17 protein-coding genes are annotated in these 18087 nt (G+C 53.2%); all 17 read left to right on the forward strand.

Annotation, left to right across the window (positions count from 1 at the left end):
- Positions 1 to 6: 6 nt before the first annotated feature.
- The 17 genes from QME66_05680 to nadD all read left to right on the forward strand — a co-directional run bounded on the left by QME66_05680 (position 7) and on the right by nadD (position 18003).
- On the forward strand, positions 7 to 387 hold the full coding sequence (locus tag QME66_05680; protein MDI6808457.1) for a hypothetical protein: 381 nt from the start codon (positions 7 to 9) through the stop codon (positions 385 to 387).
- A gap of 17 nt (positions 388 to 404) precedes the next feature.
- Positions 405 to 890: a PTS sugar transporter subunit IIB gene (locus QME66_05685; protein MDI6808458.1), complete on the forward strand. Its 486-nt coding sequence runs from the start codon at positions 405 to 407 to the stop codon at positions 888 to 890.
- Complete coding sequence (locus QME66_05690; GenBank protein MDI6808459.1) at positions 887 to 3037, forward strand: DUF1926 domain-containing protein; 2151 nt, start codon at positions 887 to 889, stop codon at positions 3035 to 3037. Before QME66_05685 ends, QME66_05690 begins: the two co-directional genes overlap by 4 nt.
- A gap of 4 nt (positions 3038 to 3041) precedes the next feature.
- Positions 3042 to 3740, forward strand: coding sequence for a PTS sugar transporter subunit IIC (locus tag QME66_05695; protein ID MDI6808460.1), 699 nt, complete (start codon positions 3042 to 3044; stop codon positions 3738 to 3740).
- On the forward strand, positions 3737 to 4567 hold the full coding sequence (locus QME66_05700) for a PTS system mannose/fructose/sorbose family transporter subunit IID (protein MDI6808461.1): 831 nt from the start codon (positions 3737 to 3739) through the stop codon (positions 4565 to 4567). Before QME66_05695 ends, QME66_05700 begins: the two co-directional genes overlap by 4 nt.
- Complete coding sequence (locus tag QME66_05705) at positions 4564 to 4830, forward strand: HPr family phosphocarrier protein (GenBank protein MDI6808462.1); 267 nt, start codon at positions 4564 to 4566, stop codon at positions 4828 to 4830. The genes QME66_05700 and QME66_05705 overlap by 4 nt, the downstream gene beginning before the upstream one ends.
- Before the next feature lie 2 nt (positions 4831 to 4832).
- Entirely contained in the window at positions 4833 to 6599 is a 1767-nt protein-coding gene (gene ptsP, locus QME66_05710) for a phosphoenolpyruvate--protein phosphotransferase (GenBank protein MDI6808463.1), read from the forward strand.
- 114 nt (positions 6600 to 6713) lie between these two features.
- Positions 6714 to 7802 carry a bifunctional phosphoglucose/phosphomannose isomerase gene (locus tag QME66_05715; GenBank protein ID MDI6808464.1) on the forward strand — a complete coding sequence of 363 codons (1089 nt, stop codon included), beginning with the start codon at positions 6714 to 6716 and terminating at the stop codon, positions 7800 to 7802.
- A gap of 97 nt (positions 7803 to 7899) precedes the next feature.
- The gene (locus QME66_05720; GenBank protein ID MDI6808465.1) at positions 7900 to 8880 is read left to right on the forward strand and encodes a sugar phosphate nucleotidyltransferase; all 981 of its coding nucleotides are present in this window, start codon (positions 7900 to 7902) and stop codon (positions 8878 to 8880) included.
- A gap of 17 nt (positions 8881 to 8897) precedes the next feature.
- A complete protein-coding gene (gene metK / locus QME66_05725; GenBank protein ID MDI6808466.1) occupies positions 8898 to 10040 on the forward strand; it encodes a methionine adenosyltransferase in 1143 nt (380 codons plus the stop codon).
- Positions 10041 to 10078: 38 nt separating this feature from the next.
- On the forward strand, positions 10079 to 11344 hold the full coding sequence (locus QME66_05730) for an adenosylhomocysteinase (protein MDI6808467.1): 1266 nt from the start codon (positions 10079 to 10081) through the stop codon (positions 11342 to 11344).
- A gap of 229 nt (positions 11345 to 11573) precedes the next feature.
- Positions 11574 to 13784, forward strand: coding sequence for a DNA translocase FtsK 4TM domain-containing protein (locus QME66_05735; GenBank protein ID MDI6808468.1), 2211 nt, complete (start codon positions 11574 to 11576; stop codon positions 13782 to 13784).
- Between the two features lie 63 nt (positions 13785 to 13847).
- Positions 13848 to 14474 (forward strand): outer membrane lipoprotein carrier protein LolA, encoded by a 627-nt coding sequence (locus QME66_05740; GenBank protein ID MDI6808469.1) that lies wholly within the window; start codon positions 13848 to 13850, stop codon positions 14472 to 14474.
- An 89-nt stretch (positions 14475 to 14563) separates the two neighbouring features.
- Positions 14564 to 15901: a 30S ribosomal protein S12 methylthiotransferase RimO gene (gene rimO / locus QME66_05745; protein ID MDI6808470.1), complete on the forward strand. Its 1338-nt coding sequence runs from the start codon at positions 14564 to 14566 to the stop codon at positions 15899 to 15901.
- Positions 15902 to 15918: 17 nt separating this feature from the next.
- A complete protein-coding gene (locus tag QME66_05750) occupies positions 15919 to 16608 on the forward strand; it encodes a hypothetical protein (GenBank protein ID MDI6808471.1) in 690 nt (229 codons plus the stop codon).
- Positions 16609 to 16639: 31 nt separating this feature from the next.
- The gene (gene bamD / locus QME66_05755) at positions 16640 to 17416 is read left to right on the forward strand and encodes an outer membrane protein assembly factor BamD (protein MDI6808472.1); all 777 of its coding nucleotides are present in this window, start codon (positions 16640 to 16642) and stop codon (positions 17414 to 17416) included.
- 2 nt (positions 17417 to 17418) lie between these two features.
- Positions 17419 to 18003, forward strand: a complete 585-nt coding sequence (gene nadD / locus QME66_05760) for a nicotinate-nucleotide adenylyltransferase (protein MDI6808473.1) — start codon at positions 17419 to 17421, stop codon at positions 18001 to 18003.
- The last annotated feature ends 84 nt before the right edge of the window (positions 18004 to 18087 follow it).

The raw sequence follows: 18087 nt of genomic DNA on the forward strand, positions 1-18087 counted from the left end.
TTCGATATGGTGAACGGCCTCATTCTGACTCATGGACGCCTTGGGGACGAGCTAATCAGGACAGGTTCACTGATCGCAGGTGAGGACTGCGGGCTCAAGGCCATATCCAATGAGGGACTGTCGCCTCAGGGCATGGTCGAGATGCTCGACAGAGAACTAGATGGCATTGATGACGGGGACGGAGTAATTCTTTTTGTTGATCTCGTCGGCGGAAGTTGTGAGGTTGCGAGCCAGGCGATTGCCCGTCTGAGAAAGAGTGCAAGAGTGTTGTGCGGAGTTAACCTCGCAATGATTGTGGCTTTCATTCAGTACCGGTCGAGATTGCCCATTTCAGAGCTTGTTGAGAAAGTAGAAGAGAGAGGAAGAAGATCAATTCGATCTGACTAGGACCGTTGCCACGGCCAATGCCGCTCTGTCTTGTCAGGATAGATGACCGTCTCATTCACGGCCAGGTATCGGTCGGGTGGGTGAGGGTATTATCGCCTGACCGGATACTGATTGCAGACGATGGCGTTGCCGGCACCGAGTGGCAAAAGGAAGCGTACGTAAATGCAACCCCGCAGGGTCTCAAGGTCACAATCCTCTCACTAGCGGACGCCCTCGATTTTCTCGGATCCAAAGTCCCTCATGACGAAAGGACGGTTCTTCTCGTCAGCTCTCCGGCCGACCTCCTGAAGCTGGTCGAGGGAGGGCTGAGCATTAGCGAAGTCAATGTCGGCGGCGTGCATTTCAGGGAAGGGCGAAGGAAATTGCTGCCTTACCTTTATCTTGATTCCGAAGACGAAGACTCGTTGAGGAAGCTGGCCGCGAAAGGGATAAGGCTTGAAGCGAGAGATGTGCCCACGGCAAAGGGAATTGATGTAATATCCCTGATAGAGGAGCGTAAATGAAGAAGATTCATTTTCTCTTTGGAGTTCACAATCACCAGCCCGTTGGAAACTTCGAATGGGTGCTGGAGTCTGCCTGCGAGAAAGCATATTTGCCCTTTCTGAAAGCTCTGCAAAAGCATCCGGGCGTCAGAATAAGCCTGCACGTGAGTGGGAATCTGCTTGAGTGGCTGGCTGACAAAAAACCCGAATACGTGGAGATCCTCGGAAAACTGATCGAAAACGGACAGGTGGAACCGATGACCGGGGGTTTCTACGAGCCGATACTCCCGGCGATCAGTGACCAGGACAAAATTGGGCAGATTGAGAAGCTCACCAAGCTGATTGAGAAACTGTTTGGAGTGACTCCGAAAGGGATGTGGCTTGCAGAGAGGGTCTGGGAGCCAAGTCTCGCAAAACCGATTGGGAAGGCGGGGGTCGAGTACACTCTTGTTGACGACTATCATTTTCTCTCAACCGGAATCGCGGAGGGTGAGCTTCACGGCTACTTTGTGACTGAAGAAGATGGCGAAACGCTCAATGTTTTTCCGATAAGCAAAAGGCTGAGATACATGATTCCCTTCCATGAGCCCGAAGAGACTGTCCGCTATCTTTCGGAATGGAAGGAGAAGATTCCGGGAGAGGCCGTGATAGTGGCAGATGATGGCGAGAAGTTCGGAGTATGGCCGGGGACCTACGAGCTGGTCTATGAGCAAGGATGGCTCGAGAAATTCTTTTCCCTTGTCGAATCGAATTCCGAGTGGCTCCTTTCCGTTCCCTTCGGAGAATACGCGGCTCGGGAGAAGCCGCTCGGCCGCATTTATCTTCCGACGGCATCATACCCCGAAATGATGGAATGGGCGCTGCCGCCGGCCGCTCAGTTGGCTTGCTCTTCATTTGTGGATCGGCTGAAAAAAGATGGACATTACGAGCAATGCGGCGGGTTTGTGCACGGCGCTTTCTGGAGGAACTTCCTCGTCCGGTATCCCGAGAGCAATAGGCTTCACAAACGCGTTCTCTTTGCGAGAGAGAGGCTTGAGGAGCTAAAGAATCACAAAAAGGTCTCGAAGGACACTTACGAGTCGGCTCTGGACTGGATCTGGAGGGCTCAAGTGAACTGCCCGTACTGGCACGGGGTGTTCGGGGGACTTTATCTCCCGCACTTGAGGGGGAGCGCCTACTCGAATCTCATCGCTGCAGAGGGTCTTGTCGCGCGGGAAGCGCTGGACAGCGGGCTTGATGTTTCTACGCACGTGCTCGACATCAACAAGGACGGGTTTGAAGAGATTCTCGTGGAGACAAGAGAGCTTTCCATGCTGATCGAGCCCGAGAAAGGCGGCGGAGTATTTGAGCTTGGATGGAGAAAGCACGATTTCAATTTCGCCAACTGTCTCGCAAGAAGATTCGAGGCTTATCATGAGCGGCTGCGCGCCGGTACCGGGGATGAGGAAGCGGACACGGGAGAAGTAAGGACGATACACGACGAGATCAAATCCAAGGAGAAGGGACTTGAAAAAAAGCTCTTCTATGATTGGTACGAAAGGGGCTGCTTTCTTGACCACTTTCTTGGTAAGGAGGTTGCGCTGGAGGATTTCTCTGCGGCAAGATACCATGAAGCAGGCGATTTCGTTAACAGTTCCTACTCGTTCTCTGTCAGAGGAACAAGGGATAGTTCTCTTGCGACACTTACACGAACCGGCAGCGTGGAGACCGGTGGGGAGAAGAGAAGGCTCGAAGTGATGAAGAGAATCTTTGTTGATGCGTCTCATCCATTCGTCAGAGCAGAATATGAGTTGCTGAATCGGTCACAAGAGGCTCTCAATCTCCGCTTCGGAATTGAGTTCAACTTCACTTTTCCGGAAGATTCTGCGGGAAAGAGAATTATCAAGATCTCCGGTGACAGGGAGACGACCTTTGATCTCCAAACCTCGGGCGTTTCCGCCATTGCTAATGGATTTGTCATTCAGCCGTCCTCTGGACATCCAGCCCTGGAGCTGGCACTTGAGATTCCCGCAGGGCTCTGGAGATTTCCGGTGGAGACGGTCTCGCTTTCCGAATCGGGACTCGAACGTGTTTTTCAATGCTCGTCGGTGATGCCGCTCTGGGAGATCGCCATCCCGCCCGGTGAAATCTGGCAAACGGAGCTCACCCTGCGCTTCAGGAACAGGTGAACACATGGCGGAGATTCTCAAAATCATAATCGCGGGGGGAATCTCAAGCCTGGATTCAACCGCCGCGTGGCAGGTCATGATTAGCCAGCCGCTTGTCAACGCGGTCGTGACCGGGCTTATTCTTGGAGATGTGACCACCGGAGCGGTTCTGGGGACCCTCTTTCAGATAGTGTGGGGCGGTTCTCTTCCGGTTGGAGCGTCGGCGTTCCCGGACGGCGCCACCGCCGGCGTAATCGGAACCGGCGGCGCGATTCTTCTCAAGAAGAACCTGCCCGGGATCGACGGCAACGCTGTTCTTCTCTGGTCGCTTCTCATTTCGCTCGGTTTCGGGATTATCGGTGCAAGGACTGTAATATACATGCGAAGGATGAATGAATCGCTGATGCGGCGTGCGGACGAGTTTGCGAGGGAAGGAAAGGTCGCTTCTCTTGAGTTACTCCACCTGGTCGGGGTGGTTGTTTCGTTCGTACGAGGCATTCTGGTTACCGCCTCCGGTCTTCTGGTTCTTCTTATCTCGGGATTGGCGGTCCTCCCGAAGCTGGGCTCGACCCTCTCTCCCGCATTTCAGCCCGTGCAGATTGTCATCTGGTCGATGGGTATCTCGATATTCTGTGCGATATTTGTTAGAAAGAAATCAAGGATTGTGCCCTTCGTTCTCGGCCTGGTTTTCGCGGCCTGTCTTGCCTGGGGACATTTGCTATGAAAGGCGGGAGAAAAGTCAGGAGAACTGATTTGCTCCTTGCCGGATTGAGGGCATTCTATCTTCAGGGATCGTGGAACTACGAAAGGATGCAGGCACTTGGATTCTGCTTCTCCCTTGTCCCGGTCGCCAGGCGTCTGTCCGGATCAAAAGCCGAGCTTGTTTCTTTCATGAGAAGACATCTTGGTTTTTTCAATACCAATCCCGTCATGGCATCTTATGCCATCGGGGCGACAGCCAGGCTGGAGGAAGACAGACTCTCAGGGAAGGGACTTAGCGACGAGGAGCTTGTCAGGTTCAAGGGCTCGATCTCAAGCTTCTTTGGTTCGGTCGGAGATGAACTGTTCTGGGGCACCTTAAGACCCCTGTCAGCGCTCCTCGGCATCTTACTCGTCTCACGGGGAGATACCTTTGCTGGTGTTGTTTTTCTTCTTGTAAGCTATAATGTTCCTCATCTCTATTACCGGCTGAGGGGAGTGTTCTCGGGGTACGACGCAGGCCTCGCGGTCACGAAAACAGGAGGAAGGATAAGCCCTTTGGCTCTTTCGAAGTGGCTCGGAATCACCGGCGCGTTCCTCGGCGGAACCTACACCGCCGCCTTTTTCCTGATGGGCGCCGGTACGGGCAGCAAAGGCGCTATCTTGTTTCTTGGAGGCGCCCTGGTTTCCTACTACTTGCTGAGAAAGAGGATTCTTGGAGCGACTGCTGTCGCAATCATACTGACACTGGCCGTGACCCTTCTGGTTCTTTTTGCCTGCATTCTGACCGGCGGGGATGCACTGGGCCTGCTTCGGCATGGAATCGCGCCGCTCCTTCTGAGATGGGCATGAGCGAGGCGACTGTGGAGATAGACAATGAGCTTGGTCTTCACGCAAGGCCCGCTGCAGAGTTTGTCAAGGAGGCGTCCAAGTTCAGCTCTGAAATCTTTGTGGTGAAGAATGGGGTCCAGATCAACGGAAAGAGCATAATGGGAATCCTCACGCTGGCCGCAGAGCGGGGGAGCAGGATAACAATAAAAGCCAAAGGGACCGACGAGGACCTGGCGGTTCAAGCCTTGGTCTCGCTCGTGAAGTCAAGGTTTGGAGAAAAGTAGGAATGAGTGAGGAAAAGGAAATATCAGTTTCGGGGATAGGAGTTTCTCCCGGAGTGGCTATCGGAAAGGTATTCCTCCTTCCAAGAGAAGAGGTCGTCGTGGAAGAGAGGAAAATATCCAAGAGCCGCGTGGCATCCGAGGTAAAAAGGTTCCTTGCCGCCGTGGAGAAGACCAAGAAAGAGGTCGGACGAATAAGGTCGGCGCTCAAGGAGGAGATGGGCGAAGAGTACGCGAAAATTTTTGATGCCCACCTGATGATTCTGGAAGATGAGCTTGCAATTGAAAATACGATAAAAGCGATAAGACAGAAAGGGAAAAACGCTGAATACGTGTTCAGGGCAATCGTTTCCAAAATAGCCGACAGCATGGAAACCTCTTCCAACGAATACCTCAGAGACAGGGCCCTGGACGTGAGGGACGTTAAGAAAAGAGTCTTGCGAAATTTGCTTGAAGAAAAGGGAGTCGGGCTTTCGAGGATCGGAGGCAAGGCTCTCCTCATTGCTCATGACCTGGCGCCCAGCGAGGCTGCCTTGATGGACAAAGCGAAGATACTTGGCTTTGCGACAGACGTTGGCGGGCGGACCTCGCATGCTGCAATAATGGCGCGCGCACGGGGGATACCCGCGGTTGTCGGCTTGAAGAATGTGACCAAGATCGCAGGAATGGGGGAAACTGCAGTCATAGACGGCTCGACAGGCAAGGTCGTAATCAACCCTTCTCAAAAGACTCTCAGGTTCTATGAAAAGAAGCGTAAACAGATAATGGCCCATGAGAAGGACCTTGGAGACATAAAGAGCCTCCCAAGCGTGACAGTTGATGGTCACGGTGTAGAGCTATCAGCCAACATGGAACTTCCGGAAGACATAGAAGGGGCGATCGGGAGCGGAGCCCAGGGAATCGGGCTCTATAGAACCGAGTTCTTCTATCTTGCCCAGTCGAGACTCCCGACGGAGGAAGAACAATACGAAAACTATCGTAGCATCGCAGAAAGAGTCTATCCCAAGACGGTAATAATAAGAACAGTGGACGTAGGTGGAGACAAATTTGCCTCGTATCTTGGCACGAACAAGGAATCCAATCCGTTCCTGGGATGGAGGGGCATAAGATTCTCGCTCCAGAGGGAAGAGATATTCAGAACACAGTTGAGAGCGATTTTCAGGGCCGGAGCCAAGGGAAATGTGAAGGTGATGTTCCCGATGGTGTCGGCCCTCGAGGAGCTGAGAAGAGCCAATGCCATCTGTGGCGAGGTTAAGGAAGAGCTGATAAAAGAAGGGAAAGCTGTTAACGCAGACACCGAGATAGGGATAATGGTGGAAACGCCGTCTGCGGTCATCACATCCGAGTTGCTGGCAAAGGAAACTGATTTCTTCAGCATCGGAACGAACGATCTGATTCAATACACTCTTGCTGTGGACAGAGGAAACGAGAGGATTGCTCAACTCTACGAGCCCTTCCATCCCGCCATCTTGAGGGCTCTGAAGATGACAGTGGATGCAGCCCATGCAAACCACATATGGGTCGGGGTCTGTGGAGAGATGGGTGGTGACCCTCTCGGCGCTCTTCTGCTTGTCGGGATGGGGGTAGATGAGCTAAGCGTAAGTCCATTTGTTCTACCGGAGATAAAGACGGCGATCCGTTCGGCAAAGTACTCTGAGCTGAAGGAACTCGCCGAGCATGTTCTTCTACTTTCCACGGCAACCGAAGTCAAGGGTGCGATATTGGAGAGGGTAGGAGACAAGTTTCCACAGTTCTTGATCTGCAATATCTAGACTTTTTCTCCAGGGTATTGCTCACTCGGAATCAAGGATAGGAACAATCACAAATCTGCTTATCTGCCGAGTTCGGCATAAGTGTAGAGGGCCAAGTTTTCCTTGGGGGTGCAAATGGTTTCCTTAGATAATCTGCCTCGGCGTGCAGAAATCGATCCTGAAGGCATGCTGGACCTTGCATCATCAATGGCTGACCTCGCCGGGCGAGGGTTTGAAACCGGAAGGGCAGCCCTGAATGGCATCAGGTTCGGAGAGATTTCTTCAGTTGCGTTCTGTGGGATGGGCGGGTCTGCCATTGCAGGTGACTTGCTTTCATCGACGTTTGAGGACTCCGTCAAAATTCCGTTTTCCGTCCGTAGGGACTACTATCTCCCGGGGTTCGTAGAGAAGAACAGTCTGGTGATTTGCTCGAGCTACTCGGGCAACACGGAGGAGACCCTCTCTGTATTCAGGGAGGCGCTGGAGATTGAGGGAGTAAGGATCCTCACAGTCGCCTCGGGTGGGGAGCTGCTTGAGCAGTCAAAGAAGAAAGGCTTGCCGCACGTGGAGCTTCCTTCAGGCATGAGGCCTAGAGCGGCGCTTGGGTCGAGCCTCTTCTCTGTTCTTGGTGCTCTTTCCGGCGTCAAGGACGAGATTCCGGGGTTCAAGAAAGAGAGGGTCGAGGCTGAGGTGTCCGAAGCTCTTGAGGTTACGGGAAAGAAAGTGTTGGCCTGCAAGGAATCCTCCCCGGAAGAAAACAACCCGGCAAAACTCCTGGCGAAACGGCTGCACGGGAAGGCGCCCATCGTCTATAGTTCTGCATCATTAACACACTGTGTTGGAATACGATGGAAGAATCAGTTCGAGGAAAATGCGAAGACTTTCTGCCATGCAAACAGGCTTCCCGAGCTCAATCACAATGAGATTGAGGGCTACAAGTTTCCCGAATCACTCAGAAGGGACGCTCGCGTCCTTTTCCTGAGGGACCGGGATGAAGGGGAAAGAAACTCTCTCAGGGTCGAGGCGACCCGGGTGGTCCTCACGGAGGCAGGAATAGCCAGCGAGGAACTCTCAACTGAGGGTAAGGGACCTCTTTCCAGAACATTCTCTTTGATTTGCCTGGGTGACCATGCTAGTATCTATCTCGCCTTCTTGAATGGTGTTGACCCGGCGGCGACCCTTTCAATCGACAGGCTCAAGTTCATTCTGGCCAAGCGGCGCTGACCTCAAGAAGACCGGCATACCTTGGCTCCTCGAGCGGACGGAACAGGGATATCCGGATGACTGGGGCAGGGATGTCGGCCAGGTGGAGAAGGAGGAGATGAAAGCTAAAGCGGTGATTCCGGTAGCAGGTGTAGGCACAAGGTTGAGGCCTCACACACATACGGTCCCGAAAGCGCTGATCAACGTTGCAGGAAAGCCAATTGTAGCGCACATCCTTGATGAACTTGTGGGCCTGGGAATTACCGAAGTGGTGCTAATCATCGGCCACATGGGTCAGAGGATAAGGGAATTCGTCGATAGCCATTACAAGATTCAGGTATCCTATGTGGAGCAGAGGGAAAGAAGAGGGCTCGGACATGCGATATTCCTGGCCCAGAAGCACATTGGGGATGCTCCGGTTTTGATAGTACTGGGGGACACTATATTCCAGGCTGATTTCTCAGGGATCGTTGACGGCCAGAGCAGTCTCATCGGAGTCAAAGCTGTTCCAGACCCATCGAGGTACGGGGTTGTTGAGACATCAAATGGCGTGGTGCAACGGCTTGTCGAGAAGCCGGACAAACCGCGCAGCAATCTTGCCATTGTCGGCATATACTACCTTGTCAATTCAAAGCTCCTGTTTGAATGTCTGGGCGAGCTCATAAGAAGCAAGGTGAGAACCAAGGGTGAGTATCAGCTTACGGATGCCCTTGAGCTCATGATAGAGAAGGGAGAGAAGATAGGGGTCTTTCCGATCGAGAAATGGATGGATTGTGGGGAGACCGAAACGCTCCTTGAGGCCAACAGGGAGCTCCTCAACATGAATTCAAAACCATGCAAGATAGATAGCGGAATCATAATCCCGCCTGTCGCAATCGATCCTTCGGCCAAAATTGAGAACTCCATCGTAGGCCCGCACGTTTCGGTTGCCGCATTTGTTAGCTTGAAGAACTCAATCGTGAGAAACTCGATAATAAACGAGAGAGCTTCCGTTCAGGATATGCTCCTGGACGCATCGGTCGTCGGTGAGCGCTCGATCGTGGAGGGCGCATTCAAGAAGCTCAATGTTGGAGATTCATCCGAGATTCAATTGACCTAACGAGGGAGGTACCTGGAATGGCTGGTCGTCACCTGTTTACTTCTGAGTCAGTGACCGAGGGGCATCCGGACAAAGTAGCGGATCAGATCTCTGACGGAATACTTGATGCGGTAATGGAAAAGGATCCGACGGGAAGGGTTGCCTGCGAGGTACTTGTGACCACTGGGCTGGCCTTTGTCTCCGCAGAAATGGGGACAGACTGCTACGTGGAAATTCCGAAAATCGTGAGGGAAATCATAAGGGAGATCGGATACACGGATGCATCATATGGATTCGACTATGAAACCTGCGCAGTGATCACATCAATTGATGACCAGTCGCAGGACATAGCACTCGGCGTTGACAAGGCAGGTGCCGGCGACCAGGGAATGATGTTCGGTTACGCGACCAGAGAGACCGAGGAGTTTATGCCTCTTCCGATAGTCCTTGCCCACAAGATAGTAAGGAGGCTCTCCGAACTGCGAAAGACCGGCGTGCTCCCTTATCTGAGACCTGACGGAAAGTCTCAGGTAACGGTGGAATACGAGGACGGAAAACCGGTCAGGGTGCCGACCGTGGTCGTCTCCACTCAGCATCACCAGGACGTGACTCACGAGAAAATCTACAAGGATGTCGTAGAAAAGGTTGTCACCCCGATCATTCCACCTCATCTGGGCAGCCCCAAAGACATAAGCTACCACGTGAATCCAACCGGGAGATTCGTTGAAGGCGGCCCAAAGGCCGACACCGGAGTCACAGGACGCAAGATAATTGTTGACACCTACGGAGGCGTCGGAAGCCATGGAGGAGGGTGTTTTTCAGGGAAGGATCCTACCAAAGTGGACAGGTCGGCGTCATATCAGGCGAGGCATATCGCCAAAAACATTGTTGGAGCCGGCCTTGCCGACAAGTGTGAAATCCAGCTCGCATATGCCATCGGCGAGCCCAATCCCGTGTCGATAATGGTTGACAGCTTCGGAACCGGAAAAGTTCCCGATGAGGTCATGGTCGGCATCGTGGAGAAGAATTTTCAACTTACGCCTCTCGGCATCATTGAGGAATTGAAACTAAGAAGGCCGATCTACAGAAAGACCGCCGTCTATGGACACTTCGGGAGGCAGGAGGAGGGCTTCACCTGGGAGCTTCTCGACAAAGTTGCTGAACTGATGAGGTCTGTCTAGTTCTTGATTCGCATAGCGGTAGCGGGAAAGGAGAAGAGATGAGGGATACGGCTTCAGAGGTTAAAGATCTTTCGCTTAGCACGAGCGGAAAGTTGAAGATTGAATGGGCATCAAGAAACATGAAAGTGCTCGACCTAATAAGCGAGAGATTTGAGAGAGAGAAACCACTTGAGAACGTTGTGATTGGTGCATGCCTCCATGTCACAAGTGAAACCGCAAATCTCATGGCTGCGTTGGTGCGTGGAGGCGCAAAGGTTTCCCTCTGCGGGTCCAATCCGCTGAGCACACAGGATGATGTGGCCGCTTCCCTTGCGAGCGATTTCGGTGTGTCGGTCTACGCTATCAAAGGCGAGGACAACAAGACATACTATTCTCACATAGAGAGCGTGCTTGGGCAGGAGCCGGATGTGACGATGGACGATGGCGCCGACTTGGTATCGATGCTCCACTCGGAGAAAAAAGGGCTGATCAAGAAAATAATCGGTGGAACGGAGGAGACTTCAACCGGAGTCTTGAGACTGAGAAGTATGGAATCCAAAGGCGTGCTTGCCTACCCGATCATTGCGGTGAACGACGCAGACACAAAGCATCTTTTCGATAACCGGTACGGCACCGGACAAAGCACCATAGACGGAATCTTGAGATGCACAAACATGCTTTATGCCGGTTCGACATTTGTGGTGTGCGGATATGGCTGGTGCGGCAGGGGAGTGGCGATCAGGGCAAAGGGAATGGGGGCTAAGGTGATTGTGTGCGAAGTTGATCCTCTGCGCGCCCTAGAAGCCCTGATGGACGGTTACGAAGTAACGTCTATGAGTGATGCGGCTCAAAAGGGAGACGTGTTTGTCACTGTTACCGGCAATGTGAACGTTCTCAGGAAAGAGCATTTCGAAAAAATGAAGGACGGCGCGGTGGTGGCGAACTCCGGGCACTTCAACGTCGAGATCGATATCAAGACACTTGAGTCTCTCTCCAAAGGCAAACGTACGGTCAGGCCGTTCGTCGAGGAGTATCAGCTTCGCTCGGGCAAGAGGATAAATCTACTCGGCGAAGGGAGACTGATCAATCTTGCCGCCGCTGAGGGACATCCGGCAACCGTAATGGACATGAGTTTCGCCAACCAGGCACTCTCTGTTGAGTATTTGATCAAAAATGGAAAGGGTCTCGGGAGCAAGGTGTACAAAGTCCCGCCTGAAATTGACAAAGAGGTGGCAAGGCTGAAACTCAAGTCGCTTGGCATAGCCATCGACGAGCTTACCGAAGAGCAAAAGAACTATCTTTCCGCCTGGGAGCTTGGGACCTAGTGTGCCGTCCCAGAAATAGCTTTACTAAAGGCAGGGTGTTTGATAAGGCACACTGCCAGGGGGTATGAGGGGGTCGTGGCCGACCCCCTTAAGGGGTGACAGCGTAGGGATGCGACGAGTAGGAGCATCCTGAAGCGTCAGAGGGGCGAGAAGCCCCTATGAAAGTGTCGTGTCCGGGGGGCAAAGACATGGACAAGGAACTTACAGGACACGACACTAGGGAGATCTTGTGCCTATCCTGAGCAACATGACCCTGAGGACAAAGAATAGGATTCTTGGGGTCCTTCTTGTTTCTCTTGCCCTTCTCACCGCACTGAGCCTTGCCAGCTTCAATCCTCAGGACCTCGGCAGGGAAAGAGGGGAGTCCCCGGGCAACTGGGGCGGAATAGTCGGTGCGCTCTTTTCCAGCTGGAGTTTCAAGTTCTTTGGGATCCCCCTCGCGGCACTCATTCCGGTTTTTCTTTTCCTCTGGGGCGTGAACAGGGTGCGGAGTGCCTCCCCGGGAGGCCTGGCATTCAAGAACGGCATTACCGTCGCCGGTTTCCTGATAGTCTCGTCGATTGCGGGAATATCCCAGAGGCTCAAGTCTGTTTCCGGCGACCTCGGCGCCTCTCTCGGCGGTTCTCTGGCTTCCCTGTTCGGAACTGCCGGTGCCTATGTCGTTCTGGCCGGCCTCTTGTTTGTCGTTCTACTTGCTGTGAGTGAATCCGCCCTTGGAAAGGCGTACGGCCTGCTCGGCTGGCTCCTGCGTGTGCCTGCCGCGAGGATCTCTCTCGCGATTCGGGAGTTCCTCGAGAAAAGGAGAGAGAAGAACAGGAAGCCCAAAGTGGTGAAGCGAGACGCTGTCGCGGCGGACGGGCTTACCTCAGGTGAGTCAGGGAAGCTCCGTGCGGCAAGGCAAGAGAAGACTCCTCCCAGGATAGTTTCACACAAGGTGGATGTTCCGCCGAAGGCCGAACCGGGGCCGGTGAGGGTTGAGATTGAGAAGGCAGCGACTCCGGCTGAGAGCAGGGAGCAAAAGGAATTTCAGCTCCCACCGGTTTCTCTTCTTGACGAAATCCCTGCTTCTCAGGGATCTATCTCTGAGGGAGAGCTCATTGAGAGCTCGAAGATCCTTGAAGGGAAGCTTTCCGATTTTGGCGTGAACGGGAAGGTGACGGAGGTTCACCCGGGACCGGTGATTACGACATTTGAGTTTGAACCTGCGTCCGGGATCAAGGTAAACCAGGTCGTCAATCTCTCGGATGACCTCGCCCTGGCCCTGAAGGCCGAGAGAATCAGAATAGTTGCACCTATCCCCGGGAAGGGCACCATCGGTATCGAGATTCCGAACAAGGCGCCCTCACGTGTCTCTTTGAGAGAGACGCTCTCAGCCGAAGGTTACAGAAACTCACGGGGAAAGCTCTTGATCTCCCTCGGCAAGGACGTTTCCGGTGAGTGCTTTTATGCCGACCTGGAGAAAATGCCTCATCTCCTGATAGCCGGCGCAACCGGATCCGGGAAAAGTGTGTGCATAAATACGATAATCATGAGTTTTCTTTTCAGGCTCACGCCTCCGCAGCTAAGACTTCTCCTCATAGATCCAAAGATGCTTGAGCTGACGGCATACAACGGCATACCTCATCTGCTCATGCCGGTCGTGACCGATCCCCGGCAGACGTCGAGGGCGTTAAGATGGCTTGTTGGCGAGATGGAAAGAAGATACAAACTCCTTGCTCACATGGGTGTCAGAAATATCGAGAACTACAATGAGAGTGTGTCTGACTCCGAAGGAGAGGGTAAGCTTCCGTACATAGTTTCGATTATTGATGAGCTGGCAGATTTGATGCTGGTTCTTCCGATGGAGATTGAGGAGCCAGTCGGCCGGCTTGCCCAGATGTCGAGGGCGGTCGGGATTCACCTGATCGTCGCGACTCAGAGGCCGTCAGTTGATGTCATTACCGGCGTAATAAAGGCGAATTTCCCGTCCAGAATAGCATTCCAGGTTGCGAGCAAGACGGATTCCAGAACAATCCTTGACATGAATGGCGGTGAGACACTCCTCGGCTCCGGGGACATGCTCTTCCTGCCGGCGGGCAAGGCAGAGCCGTACAGGGTGCACGGTTCCTTCGTCTCGGAGAAGGAGACTCAGAAGGTTGTGGAGTTTCTCAAGCAGCAGGGTGGGCCCGCGGATACGAAGGAGCTGACCGAAGCGGTCGCCGTGGATGACGGGGAATCCCTTGGAGACGATGAGCTTTTTCAGGAAGCGCTTAAACTTGTGGTTTTCCATCAGCAGGGATCGATTTCGCTTCTTCAGAGAAGGCTGAAGGTCGGCTACTCGAGAGCAGCGAGGCTCATGGACATGCTCGAGGAAGCAGGAATCGTAGGACCTTTTGAAGGCAGCAAAGCAAGAGAGGTTCTCGTCAGCGAGGATTATCTGAAGGAGAAGAATCTCACCTAAACACCTTTCGGAGAAAGATTGGCACGTCCCGCAGACCGTGGGCGGGATGTCCAGGACTAAACGATGAAGCTCCAAGTTCACCCGTTGCGTTCAATCCCGCGCCTGTTTTTCTCGTTTGTGTTCTCCTTGCTTCTTCCTTCAGGGTGTTTCTGTCTCTCCAGCACCGAGATCGTGGGCAAGGTGCGAAGCACTTATGATGGTCTGAAGACCATCTCGTTTGCCTTTGTTGAGAAAGATGTATCGTCTGATGGGCGTGAGACGACCGTCTCAAAGGGAAAAGTCGCAGCGATGCTGCCAGGGAAATTCCGGGTTGAGTTTAGCATTCCGAAAGGTAAGGTTGTCGCTTCCGACGGCGAGAACCTCTTTGTGTCTGTTCCGGGCGAAGAACCTTTCAAGGTCTCCGGAGGAGAGAAACTGGGATCCTCGCCTGGGATGTTCTTCGTCGAATTTCTCGAATCCGGAAAGTTTGAGGCTTCGGGCAGCGAGATGATCGGGAAGTTCGGCTGCGTCAAGCTGCTGGGAAGTGTGGAGGGAGAGGAGGGACCGGTCAGCGTCTCCCTCTGGATTGACAAAAAGCTCTGGGTCGTGAGACAGATTACGGTTGAAGAAGAAACCGGCACAAAGAAGTTCGTGCTCAGTGACATATCCTTGAATCCAAAGATGGCGCATGAGGTGTTCACGATTCCCTAGTGTGCCGTGCGGAATCGGAGAAGAGGGAGGAGCGCAGCTTCCGGACATAGTGTTGGAGCGCGATCAGACACGAGGCGGGAAACCGGCAGATGAGCATGAAGAAGTGTTTTGTTCTTACCTTGGGATGTCCAAAGAACGAGATTGACTCGGAGTCGATGTCATCCCTGCTTGTGAAAAAAGGCTTCATTTTGACTGATGACCCGGCCGAAGCCGATTTGGCTGTTGTGAATACGTGTGCCTTCATAGACCCCGCAAAAGAGGAATCCATAGAAGCAGCGTTTTCTCTTGCCGCCCTGAAGACAAAAGGGAATCTTGAGAAACTGATTGTGTGCGGATGTCTTAGTCAGAGATACGGGGAAAGACTTCTCGCCGAGATCAACGGAATTGATGCCGTCATCGGAACGGGATCATGGTCTGAGATTGGCGATGTGATTGATGACCTTGAGAAAAATCCGAAGGGGATCGTGCGTGTCAAGGATCCAGGCGGAAGCTACGGAGGGGCGCTCAGAGACGAAAAGAACGGAAGAGTCTCATCCTACCTGAAAGTCTCGGAGGGCTGTGACAACGAATGCTCGTATTGCATGATACCTTCCCTCAGGGGACCGTTTCGAAGCCGGCCAATTGATGAGATCCTACAGGAGGCAGGCAAACTTGCCGAGAATGGCGTAAAGGAGATCTCGATAATCTCGAACGACACTGGTTCGTACGGGACGGACCTCTATGGAGAGCCGGCTCTTCCTGACTTGATGTCCGGCCTCGAAGGAATTGAAGGATTTGAGTGGATCAGACTTCTCTACTTGCACCCGTCAACAGTGACGGAAGAGCTTCTCGATATGGTTGCCTCTTCCAGAAAAGTGTGCCGGTACCTTGACATGCCGATTCAGCATGTCTCGTCCAGGATACTCAGAAAAATGAAGAGGAGGATGGACGCTGACGAGCTCATGTCCCGCCTGGAGGCCGTGAGAAAACGGCTGCCCGGCGCGGCAATCAGGACCTCATTGATAGCCGGATTCCCGGGGGAGAGCGGTGAAGAGTTCGAAGAACTCCTCTCGTTCGTTGAGAGATTCAGATTCGAGCACCTGGGCGTCTTTTCGTATTCCAGGGAGGAAGGAACCGAGGCCTCATTGCTTCCCGGTCAAGTTAGAGACGAGGTGAAGCTGGAAAGAGTCAACAGGCTGATGGAAGTCCAGATGATGATTTCGTCTGAAATAAACGAATCGTACAATGGCACAGAGGTCCGCGTTCTTATCGAACAGGAGAACGGAGACTGCTTCCTGGGGAGAATGAGTTCGCAGGCACCGGAGGTTGATGGAGCGGTCAGGGTCAGGAAAACAATCTCTATGAAACCTGGATTTGCAGATGTTAGAATAACGGGGACGGAAGCTTACGATCTCGAAGGAGAGTTCAGGTGCATCGAAGGCACCTGAAGAAAGGAGAGAGGTAGTTGAGAGAGAAGATATCAGTCGTCAACTGTCTATGGATTTCGGCCCTGGTTTTTCTTCTTTCGCCTTGCCGGATTGCGCTCTCTTCGCCGCCTACGAACATGGCCATGATGGAAGAACTTGCGGCCAAGGTGGCCGGCAATCTCATTAGTGACATTCCTCTCCCGCGAGGTGCAACCGTCGAACTGGCCGGTCTTTCAGTGAGTGAAGGAAGTTGGCTTCTTGAAGAAGCGCTTGCGAGCTCATTGAAGAACTCGAAGAAGGATATCTGTGTTACGTTCAGTCATGGTGACTCGGGCGCCGTCAAAGAGACCGTGCGGGAGGATTCGACCCCACCGAATTCCTCGGATGTCGGATATAGACTGGAGTACAGGATTGCCGAGATGAGCCTTGAATATGCCAGGTGCTGGAGGAAATATCTCGTAGCCGGCCTGATGGTTGAGAGAATCGCAAAGGCGAACGTGCATGCCCGGCTTATCCAGATGCCATCCGGTGAGCTTGTCTGGACTGGAAGCGATGAGAAGCAGATGAAGGACGTGCTGCCTGCCAGTGCGCTTTCTTCCCTTGAGGGAAAATCGTTTCCGTTTTCGAAGCCCACTCTCCACAGAAAAGGTATCGGGAGGTTTCTCGAACCGCTGCTCGTGACCGGAATAGTCGTCGGCCTCATCTCCCTTTTCTATTCTGCCAAGTGATGAATTTCCCTGGGATTCACCTCTTCCTGTGATGAGAAAACTCGCCACTTTCTTCATGGTGGTCTTGATTGCGGGATGCGCTGCGACAGAGGCCCCTCTGCTGCGCGATCCGGCCGCCCGTTTGGAAGTGGCAAGAGAGGCATATGATCAGAAGAAATACGATTCTGCTATCGAGCTTCTGAAGCAATTTGTGTCGGATTTCCCGGGCACATCTCTCACCGGCGAGGCCATCTACTACCTGGGGAGCTCCTATCTCAAGACTAAGGAGTATGCGCTCGGGGTCGCCGAGTTCGAGAGGCTGGTTCAGGACTTTCCGAAAGGCGAATTCACCGCCCAGGCGGAGTACGAGCTCGGGCTCTGCTACTTCGGCCAATCCAGGCCTGCTCCTTTTGATCAGGAAATGACCCTTAGGGCGCTTGCTCAGTTTGAACATGCCGAATCAGAGTACGAAGGAACTCCGGCCGCTCTGGAAGCACAGAAAATGGCGGAAGTGTGCCGATCGAGACTGGCAGAGAAAGAGTACAGGGCGGGTCTGGTCTATCTGAAACTGGGGCATCCGGAGGTTGCAAGGAAGTACTTTGAGAACACTATAGTAAGTTTCTCAGATACAGAATGGGCACTTCTCGCGATGTATGAGGAAGGGATTTCGTTCGAAAAGCAAGGACTCTGGAATGAAGCTATCGCTGCCTACAACAAGGTCAAAGACGACAATCCGGACAGCCATCTGGGAAGAAAAGCCGACCAACGGATCCTGGCCGTTGAAAAGAAGCTCAAAGAAGGGAAACCCGGAGAAGCGCTGAACAAATAGAGATGAAAATCGGACTCATGGGGGGCACATTTGACCCGATACACTTCGGGCATCTTTTTATCGCCGAGGAGGCGCGGACGAAGCTCGGGTTGTCCAAGGTGATTTTCGTGCCCAGCGGGCGTCCTCCGCACAAGGAGAGGAACTATCTGTCTCCCGCGAAAGACAGGATTGAAATGACTTCGCTTGCGATCCGCGGCAATCCTTTCTTCGAGCTGAGCGACATAGAGGTGAAATCGGATGAGATATCCTTCACGGTGAGGACCATCGTTTCGTTCAGGAACGTTGTCGGCAAGGAAGCGGCCCTCTATCTTATCATGGGTTCGGACAGCCTGGCGGAACTGGGGACTTGGAAAGACCCGGAAAAGATCCTGGATGAATGCACAGTGGTTGCGGTAAGAAGGCCCGGCTGCAAAACACCGGAACCGGAGGAATTGCGGAGACAGAAAGTGAGTGTCATTGATTCCCAGGGAGTCGAGATATCCTCCACTGAGATAAGAAGAAGGATAGGGAGGGGTGAATCCGTAAGATATCTGATGCCTGACGCCGTGTTGTCCTACATCGCATCTCACGGCCTGTACCGCTCCTAGTGTGCTGTCCCACAAATAACTTTACGAAATGCACGACCTTTGATAAGGCACACTGCCAGGGGGTATGAGGGGGTCGTGGCCGAC

The sequence above is a fragment of the Candidatus Eisenbacteria bacterium genome, assembly GCA_030017955.1.
Lineage (GTDB): Bacteria > Eisenbacteria > RBG-16-71-46 > JASEGR01 > JASEGR01 > JASEGR01.